This window comes from Pseudomonas sp. P1_F1_2 (assembly GCF_056405815.1).
Genome location: NZ_JBFUBK010000120.1, coordinates 17,970 through 25,847, shown reverse-complemented (window position 1 = coordinate 25,847; position 7,878 = coordinate 17,970). Strand labels below are relative to the sequence as shown.

The window sequence follows — 7,878 nt, the reverse complement described above, 5'->3', positions numbered from 1 at the left end:
GCACGAGGCTGCGTCCGAGCGCGGACCGAGCCGGACGCAGCCTCGCGCTGCTCGTCAGCTGCTACACAGGTTACAAACGGATGACATGCCCTTGCACTGGCGCGACCTGGCCGTTGAACAACCGCGTAATCACCGTCTGCGCCGCCTCATAACCGTCGCTTTGCACCACCTCAAGCAGCGGGTTGGCGGATGCGGTCACTTGCCCATAAAACCGCTGCAAGCCATCGCCGATATGTTGGCTGACTCGCTCTGGCCCCCACTCGGCATTGCGCTTGCGCAACTGGATCGGCGCAAAAAAGAACACCGGTTGCGGGCCCTCGATGGCGCTCAGTTGTGCTTCATCCGTGCTTTGTGCCGAACCGGCGAAGCAGCTGTAAACCAGTTGTCCGGCGAATTGCTGATGCACACGATCACGCAAACCCAGGTCGCCAGAAAAATCCACGTACAGAACAGGACGGTCATTGGCCGGGCTCGGCAGCTCCTCGTAAGACACTGTTCGCTCATAACAGCCGAGCGCTTCGACGAAGGACGTGTTACCGGCCGAGGTCAGCGCAACCCGCTCGATATCGGGGTAGTTTTCCAGACACACAGCGGTGCCATAGGCGGTTTTGCTCGAAGCGCTGGAAAACACCAGCCGGGTCGCACCGAAGAATTGGTTGTCTTGCAGGAAATCCGCCAGCATTGATGAGGTCAGAAACAGCGGTTTGAGCAAGATCTGCAGGTTTTCGGTGTCATGGCTGTAGTACGGATCCCAACTGCACCGGGTGTACTGGTTATAGGCCGAGGTCAGTGCCTGCCGGTGTTCGGCGCCATCATAGAAACCTCGCTCGGTGACCCGCTCGGGGCGCATCCACAGGTGACTGGCAATCGGAAAATAGCCGTAGAAGCGCTCCCCCACCGCAACCCCTTCAACCGTCGAAGCGATCACATCGGCGAAGCCCCAGGCCGGAATGTGCCCCATTTCCGCGTTCCCGGTAGGGAAAAAACCCCAGTAATTCATCGAATCGCCATACGCGGCATAAGTGATGTTGTTGGTGGTCAGCGCACAGCGGTCGATTTTCACAATCACCTCCCCTTCGGACGGAGTCAGACTGCGCTGCTCCTGCTCGATTCGACTCTGGTCGAGGGCGTTTTTGCGGGTGATCAGCCGTGTTACCGTGATCGGACTTTGCATCTTTCAGACTCCTGCTGCGAGTGAGTGGCGGGTAGCACCAGAGTAGTGGCAGCCGATGAAGAGCGGGTTCGGAAACACCAAGGGCACTGCGCCTACCCTCAATCCCCGCGCCAAACCGCTGAAACGGCCGAGCCAGTCTCGGGCGATCTTCACCGTGGATGCGATTTACGAGGCGTTTGTTCGGATTTGGCGACGTGATGGCTGGTCGGGGCTGACCACGCGCGCGGTGGCGCTGGAAGCCGGCGTTGCCATCGGTACGTTGTACGATTATTTCCCGAGCAAGGAAGCGCTGCTGTCCGGTTATGTCCGCCATTGCCTGGAGAATCTGTTGCAGCACATCGATGACCAGGTTGTACGGCCCACGCATCTGGACTGGCAAGCGCGAATCAATCGTTTGATCCGTATGACCTGCGACCCGACCGATGCTGATCAGCCGTTGTTCGACTATGAGCTGATGACCCATGAACACCAGATCGCCGAACCCAAACACCACCGGCGGGTGTTCCAGGAGCTGTCGCAGAAGTGGCGCGAAGCGTTTGCGGCGTGTAGCGATTTACCTGAGCAGCCATCAGAAACAACCATCGATGCCTGGCTGATCACCGCCTGGGGTGGCCGCCGTTATTGCGTTACCGCACAACCGGCGGCAGCGCAAACGGCTGCGTGGCTGGCGGAGATCGAGTCGATGATCCGTGGCCGATTGCTGCACACACCCTAACCCCCAATACCCTGTAGGAGCGAGCCTGCTCGCGATAGCAGTGTGTCAGGCAAATCAATGCCAACTGACATACCGCTATCGCGAGCAGGCTCACTCCTACAGGGGGACGGTGTTGTCACTCTTTTTTGTGTTGCTCGACCCATTTTGCATAAGCGTTGATAAAACTCTGCAGGAACGGCCTGACCGACTCGGACAGCTTGCCCGCCTCGTCGAACGCCGCGCCGGCGCCTCCAAGGTAGGCTTCGGGTTGCTGCATGCATGGCACATCCAGAAACACCATGGACTGGCGCAAGTGGTGGTTCGCGCCGAATCCGCCGACAGCACCCGGCGAAGCACTGATTACCGCACCCGGTTTGCCGCTCCAGGCGCTCTGGCCATAGGGCCGCGAACCCACATCGATGGCATTCTTCAAAGGCGCCGGTACCGAACGGTTATATTCCGGGGTGACGAACAGCACTGCGTCGGATGAACGCACCTGTTGGCGGAAAGTGCTGTAGGCTGCCGGCGGTGAAGCACCATCGATGTCTTCGTTGTAGAGCGGCAGGTCGCCGATTTCAACGATTTCAAGCCTGAGATTGGCCGGTGCGAGATCGGCCAGGGCCAGCGCCACCTTGCGATTGATCGATGCCTTTCTCAAGCTGCCGACCACAACGGCGATCTTGTAGACGTTGCTCATGGAAGATGTCTCGACTGTGCGATGGAAAGAACTTGTAGTTATAGATGACGAATTACCCAGCGGGCCCTGAATTTCATCGCCCCTGACTATTTTTTTCCTGTAGGAAAACTTACTTCACCCAACCACGGTCTACAGAACCGAAAATTGAGTGATTTATCTCCAGAGGTTCTAAACAGATGGCAGCAGTACTTGTCGGTCAGTTCCATGCAAGAGATGCGGAAGGCCGTGTTTATTCAGTGCATGAGTTCCAGGAATCCACCCTGTCGGCGGACGGCCTTGGCGGCACGGAGCCTGTCACCACCTACAAACTGGCCATTGGCGATCGTGTCAAGAAGCTCGATGAAAACCAATTCCTGCTGGTGCAAGCGGACGTGACCATCGTCCGTGAACCCGACACGTATGTCGGCAGCCTGCCAGAAGTCAACGTCGCCTCATAACCGCGTGTTATGAGCAGAAGTCATATGCGCGCACTTGAGTTAGGATTCAGTCACTGATCCTCTCACCTGCTGAACATGGACTTCACGCATGCGTTTACGCCATATCGAAGTGATCCACGCGCTTGTGCAGACTGGCCACCTGGGCACCGCCGCCGAATGGCTGCAGTTGCCGGTGGCCGAGGTTGAACGCCTTTTGCGTGAGGCCGAGGGTCAGTTGGGTTTCATGCTGTTTTCCAGCGTGCGTGGACGCTTGCAGGCGACCCGCGAAGCGCGGGAACTCCAGGTCGAAATTGCCCACGTTTACGAAGCGCTTGAGCCCGTCCAGCGGCTGGCCTCCAGCCTCAAGCATTACCAGGCAGCCCCCCTTCGCATTATTTGCACCCCGCCCCTGGCCCAACAATTGTTGCCTCAAGGCATCGCTGCCCTGCGCCGACGCTTGCCTGATGCGCCGTGCAACCTGCTGAGCCAGCCGACCCGCGAGATCATCAAGACCTTGTTGTTGCGCGAAAGCGACCTGGGGTTGAGCCTGCATGATCCCGATCACGCCGACATCCATTGCCAGGTCATTGCCCAAGGCAAGCTCCAGCTTCTGGCGCCCCACGGCTGGCTGCAACCCAAGCAGAAATACATTTCGTTGCAGGATCTGGCAGGTCAGTCGATGGTCGGTCTGGAAGGTCATGACCCGCTAAGCCCGGCACTGGAGAACAAACTGCAGGCCTTGCGCCCTGCCCCGGTCGTACATATCCGGGTCCAGACGCATCAGATGATGCGCAGCATGGTCGAGGCCGGTGAAGGCCTGGCGATTGTCGACCCGTTTACCGCCCTCGGCGCCAAATCCAGCGGACTGGATGTGTGTCCGCTGGCCCCGGCAGTGCCGATCAGCCTCTACGCCCTGACCCTGAAAAACGGCGAACCCAACGCCGCTGTTCAGACACTGCTGGACATCATTACGGAACAAGCCGCGGCGATGCTGGCGAACTGAGCGAGTCTTCCAGCGAGTTATCGAACAACCGATACCAAAACAGTGCCACTTCGGCGGTGTTTGGGTCGATCCCGCGATAACGCAAATGATCGATCCCGCCAATCACATACCCGCACCGCTCATAGAGCCGACAGGCGCCCAGGTTGTTGTTCTGGGTTTCGAGCATGATGCCGGGCAGTTTTTTCTTGCGGCTCCAGAACTGGGCCACATCCAGCAGCGCTTTGGCCACGCCATGGTGCCGCGCCGGGGCATGCACCGCTAACTCGTCGATATGCGCAAAACCGTTCCAGTTGGTGCTGACCACCAGATGGCCGACCGGCTCGTCGTCGAGATACGCCATGAAAATCGCGCTGTCAGCGGCATCACGGAAACTGCTGAACTCCTCCGGGTCAATGCCGTAGCACTTTCGATAAGGGATGATCGGCGTCACCGACCACTGGTCGACCGGTTTGCCAATTTCGGCAGCACCATAGGCGGCGACTTCAAAACTGAAGTCACTGCCCCAGATATAGGCCGCAAAGCCGTCATCGGCGACACGCACCGACAGGCCCGGGAACTTGGGATTGATCACAGGTTGCATGCTGGGAAAGGTCCTCACTCCTTGATGCAATCGACGGTGTAGTGCCGTCCATTGCCCTCGTCTTCGTGTTGCAAGCCATGCACATCGACGATAAATCCTGGGAAGCTACTGTCAAAAGTACGCGCAAATGAAAGGTAGTCAATGATTGACCGGGTCGCCTCGGTGAACCGCTCGCCAGGCATGATGAGCGGAATACCTGGCGGATACGGCACCAGCATGACCGCAGCGATTCGTCCGTCCAGAGCATCGATGGACACCGCCTCCACCTCGCCTCTCACTAAATGATCATAGGCGTGAGCGGGCTTCATGACGACTTCCGGCAGCACGGTGTACATGCGCTTGAGGTGCTTGGCCGTGGCATTGCTGCGATAACAGGCGTGCAATTGATCACATAAGTCGCGCAAACCCATGCCTTGATAGCGCCCGCCGCTCTGTTGTGCCACGCACGGCAGGCAGGCTGCCAGGCTGACGTTGGCGTCGTAGCTGCGCTTGAACTCCAGCAACTCGGTCAACAACGTGCTCCACTTGCCTTTGGTGATGCCCATCGAGAACAGCACGAGGAACGAATACAGCCCGGTCTTCTCGACCACCAGCCCACGCTCCCAGAGGAATTTACTGACCACGGCCGCCGGAATCCCGCGTTCACTCAGTGCGCCACCGGCCGTCAAGCCTGGCATCACCAGAGTGACTTTGATCGGGTCGAGCAGCACGTAATCGTCGGTCACACCGCCAAAGCCATGCCAGTCGGCGTCGGGTTGCAGCAGCCAATCCTCGGTGACCACGCGATCAATGCCTTCCACCGATGGCGGCTGCCAGATGGAAAACCACCAGTCGTCCGCCGCGATGTGCTGGCGTAGATTGGCCAGGGCGCGACGAAAGCTCAGGGCTTCGTCGAACATTTCCTGCAACAGCGAACGCCCGGCCGGCCCTTCCATCATCGCCGAGGCCACGTCCAACGATGCAATGATGCTGTACTGCGGCGAAGTGGAGATGTGCATCATGAACGCTTCGTTGAACCGGTCGCGATCCAGTTGCCGTGCGCCACCGTCCTGGACATGAATCATCGACGCCTGGCTGAACGCTGCCAGCAACTTGTGCGTGGAGTGCGTGGTAAACACCAGCGGGCTGTCTTCGCTGCGTGAAGTACCCATGCCGTAACGCCCGGCGAAAAACTCGTGGAACGCCGCGTAGGCATACCAAGCCTCGTCGAAATGCAGCACCTCGACGCTGTTGCCCAGGTTTTGCTTGATCAATTCGGCGTTGTAGCAAAGGCCGTCGTAGGTCGAGTTGGTGATCACCGCCAATTTGACCTTCGGCGCTCGCCCCTTGGTCAGCGGGCTGGCGTCGATCTTGGCCTGGATCGACTCGCGGCTGAACTCGCTCAACGGAATCGGGCCGATGATTCCCAGTTCATTGCGCTCAGGGCACAGGTACAACGGGATGGCGCCGGTCATGATGATCGAATGCAATACCGACTTGTGGCAGTTGCGATCCACCAGCACCAGATCATCACGCGCGACCATCGAATGCCAGACGATTTTGTTGGCGGTCGAGGTGCCATTGATCACGAAAAAGGTGTGATCGGCGCCGAAATTGCGCGCGGCTCGTGCTTCTGCTTCGGCCAGCGGCCCTGTGTGATCGAGCAAGGAACCCAATTCGGGAACCGACACGGATAAATCCGAACGCAGGGTATTTTCCCCGAAAAACTGGTGAAACGCTTGCCCGACGGGGCTCTTGTGATACGCCACGCCACCGCCGTGGCCCGGTGTGTGCCAGGAATAATTGGAGTCGGCGGTGTGTTGCACCAGTGCCTTGAAAAACGGTGGCAACAGTCCGTCCAGGTACTTGCGCGCAGCCCGCGCCACTTGCCGGGCCAGGAACGGCACGGTGTCCTCGAACAGGTAAAGAATCCCGCGCAGCTGATTGAGTTCGGCCATGGCATCAGCCGGGGCGTTTTCCAGGGTCACCTGCTCACCCAGGGCAAAGATCGGCAGATCCGGCGCACGCACTCGCGCCAGGCCAATCAGTTCGGCCATGTTCTGCAATAAATGGGAATGGGCGCTGGCGTCTTCAGCGGCAATTAACATGCACGAGAGGCCGTGATGGGTCGACGCAACTAGCCGCCCTTCGGTGTAATCCACCGCCGAAACAATGCTGAAGCCTTCCTGCTCCAGCTCCCGGGCGATGCCCCGCACGCGATCACCGGCGACGGTGTCAGCCTTGATGTCGCGATGGACGATCAGGACCGGGAATTTCAAATCTTTATACATGGGGCTCAGTGTCCTGAGGCGGCAGACCATGGTCTGCCAATAACCTCAGGGTAGAGGGTTGAAGCGGATGTGGCGAGTGTCGATACATGCACGACCTGTAGCAGCTGCCGAGCACCGCGAGGCAGCTGCTACGGACTCAGGCCTGGGCCTTGGCATCCGCCAGTTGCTGCCACAGCGACGGCGCGCCGGCGGCTTTAGCGATGGCTTCCAGTCGTGCCACATGCTGGGCCAGGTCATCTTCGCTGGCGCGGATGATTCGGGCGGGGGTGCGGTCGGCCGGCAAGCGACGGATTTCGGTGGCGGAATTGTCCGCACCTTCACCGGAACCATTACCGTCGGACGCATTACCGGCCAGTGACAGGCTGGTCTGGCCGCCGGTCATGGTCAGGTAGACGTCAGCGAGAATCTCGGAGTCGAGCAAGGCGCCGTGCAGTTCACGGCCAGAGTTATCGACGCCATAACGTTTGCACAAGGCGTCGAGGCTGTTGCGCTGCCCGGGGTGACGTTCCCGGGCCATCATCAGGGTGTCCAGGATCGAGCAGTGTTGCGTGATGTCCGCGCGATCGTGCTGGCCCATCAGGGCGAATTCGTTGTTGATGAAGCCAACGTCGAACGCCGCGTTATGGATGATCAGCTGGGCGCCCTTGATGAATTCGAAGAACTCATCGGCCACTTCAGTGAAACGCGGCTTGCCCACCAGAAATTCGTTGGTGATGCCGTGGACGCCGATGGCGCCTTCGTCACTCTCGCGATCGGGTTGCAGATAAACGTGAAAATGYCGGCCCGTCAGGCGCCGACCGATCAACTCGACACAACCGATTTCGATAATCCGGTGGCCGTCGGTCACCGGCATGCCGGTGGTTTCGGTATCGAGTACAACGGATCTGGTGGCCATCAGTGTTCAGCTCTCAACGGGTCAATCGTGCAAAAGCGGCGATGTTAACACGCTCGCGGGATCAGGCGCGCACCGCCAGCTTGATGCTGCGATGCCCTGTGGGAGCCGGGCTTGCCCGCGATGCAGACGCTGCGGACTTTCAGTAAAGC

At 59.2% G+C, this 7,878-nt stretch carries 8 protein-coding genes; 3 read left to right on the top strand and 5 right to left on the bottom strand.

Annotation, left to right across the window (positions count from 1 at the left end; genetic code table 11):
- Nucleotides 1-70: 70 nt before the first annotated feature.
- On the bottom strand, nucleotides 71-1,174 hold the full coding sequence (locus AC1D2P_RS26430; RefSeq protein ID WP_477758298.1) for a DUF2855 family protein: 1,104 nt from the start codon (nucleotides 1,172-1,174) through the stop codon (nucleotides 71-73).
- Nucleotides 1,175-1,229: 55 nt separating this feature from the next.
- On the opposite strand from AC1D2P_RS26430, the gene AC1D2P_RS26425 reads away from it, so the two are divergent.
- A complete protein-coding gene (locus AC1D2P_RS26425) occupies nucleotides 1,230-1,889 on the top strand; it encodes a TetR/AcrR family transcriptional regulator (RefSeq protein WP_109786539.1) in 660 nt (219 codons plus the stop codon).
- A 115-nt stretch (nucleotides 1,890-2,004) separates the two neighbouring features.
- Here AC1D2P_RS26425 and AC1D2P_RS26420 read toward each other — a convergent pair whose 3' ends face one another.
- A complete protein-coding gene (locus AC1D2P_RS26420; RefSeq protein ID WP_046032122.1) occupies nucleotides 2,005-2,565 on the bottom strand; it encodes an NADPH-dependent FMN reductase in 561 nt (186 codons plus the stop codon).
- A 176-nt stretch (nucleotides 2,566-2,741) separates the two neighbouring features.
- Here AC1D2P_RS26420 and AC1D2P_RS26415 point away from each other — a divergent pair, with 176 nt between their 5' ends.
- Complete coding sequence (locus AC1D2P_RS26415; protein WP_046032121.1) at nucleotides 2,742-3,002, top strand: hypothetical protein; 261 nt, start codon at nucleotides 2,742-2,744, stop codon at nucleotides 3,000-3,002.
- An 88-nt stretch (nucleotides 3,003-3,090) separates the two neighbouring features.
- Nucleotides 3,091-3,984: a LysR family transcriptional regulator gene (locus AC1D2P_RS26410; RefSeq protein WP_046032120.1), complete on the top strand. Its 894-nt coding sequence runs from the start codon at nucleotides 3,091-3,093 to the stop codon at nucleotides 3,982-3,984.
- On the opposite strand, the gene AC1D2P_RS26405 is transcribed toward AC1D2P_RS26410, so the two are convergent.
- From AC1D2P_RS26405 to dnaQ, 3 genes are all read right to left on the bottom strand, one after another.
- A complete protein-coding gene (locus AC1D2P_RS26405; RefSeq protein ID WP_477758297.1) occupies nucleotides 3,950-4,564 on the bottom strand; it encodes a GNAT family N-acetyltransferase in 615 nt (204 codons plus the stop codon). The genes AC1D2P_RS26410 and AC1D2P_RS26405 overlap by 35 nt on opposite strands.
- Before the next feature lie 14 nt (nucleotides 4,565-4,578).
- Nucleotides 4,579-6,834, bottom strand: a complete 2,256-nt coding sequence (locus AC1D2P_RS26400; RefSeq protein WP_109786541.1) for an Orn/Lys/Arg family decarboxylase — start codon at nucleotides 6,832-6,834, stop codon at nucleotides 4,579-4,581.
- Nucleotides 6,835-6,970: 136 nt separating this feature from the next.
- Nucleotides 6,971-7,729, bottom strand: a complete 759-nt coding sequence (dnaQ, locus tag AC1D2P_RS26395) for a DNA polymerase III subunit epsilon (protein ID WP_046032117.1) — start codon at nucleotides 7,727-7,729, stop codon at nucleotides 6,971-6,973.
- Nucleotides 7,730-7,878 lie beyond the last annotated feature (149 nt).

Coding starts and splice junctions, on each gene's coding strand:
- AC1D2P_RS26410 (WP_046032120.1), top strand. CDS start 3,091: ATGCGTTTACGCCATATCGAAGTGATCCACGCGCTTGTGCAGACTGGC.
- AC1D2P_RS26405 (WP_477758297.1), bottom strand. CDS start 4,564: ATGCAACCTGTGATCAATCCCAAGTTCCCGGGCCTGTCGGTGCGTGTC.
- AC1D2P_RS26415 (WP_046032121.1), top strand. CDS start 2,742: ATGGCAGCAGTACTTGTCGGTCAGTTCCATGCAAGAGATGCGGAAGGC.
- AC1D2P_RS26430 (WP_477758298.1), bottom strand. CDS start 1,174: ATGCAAAGTCCGATCACGGTAACACGGCTGATCACCCGCAAAAACGCC.
- AC1D2P_RS26425 (WP_109786539.1), top strand. CDS start 1,230: ATGAAGAGCGGGTTCGGAAACACCAAGGGCACTGCGCCTACCCTCAAT.
- AC1D2P_RS26420 (WP_046032122.1), bottom strand. CDS start 2,565: ATGAGCAACGTCTACAAGATCGCCGTTGTGGTCGGCAGCTTGAGAAAG.
- AC1D2P_RS26400 (WP_109786541.1), bottom strand. CDS start 6,834: ATGTATAAAGATTTGAAATTCCCGGTCCTGATCGTCCATCGCGACATC.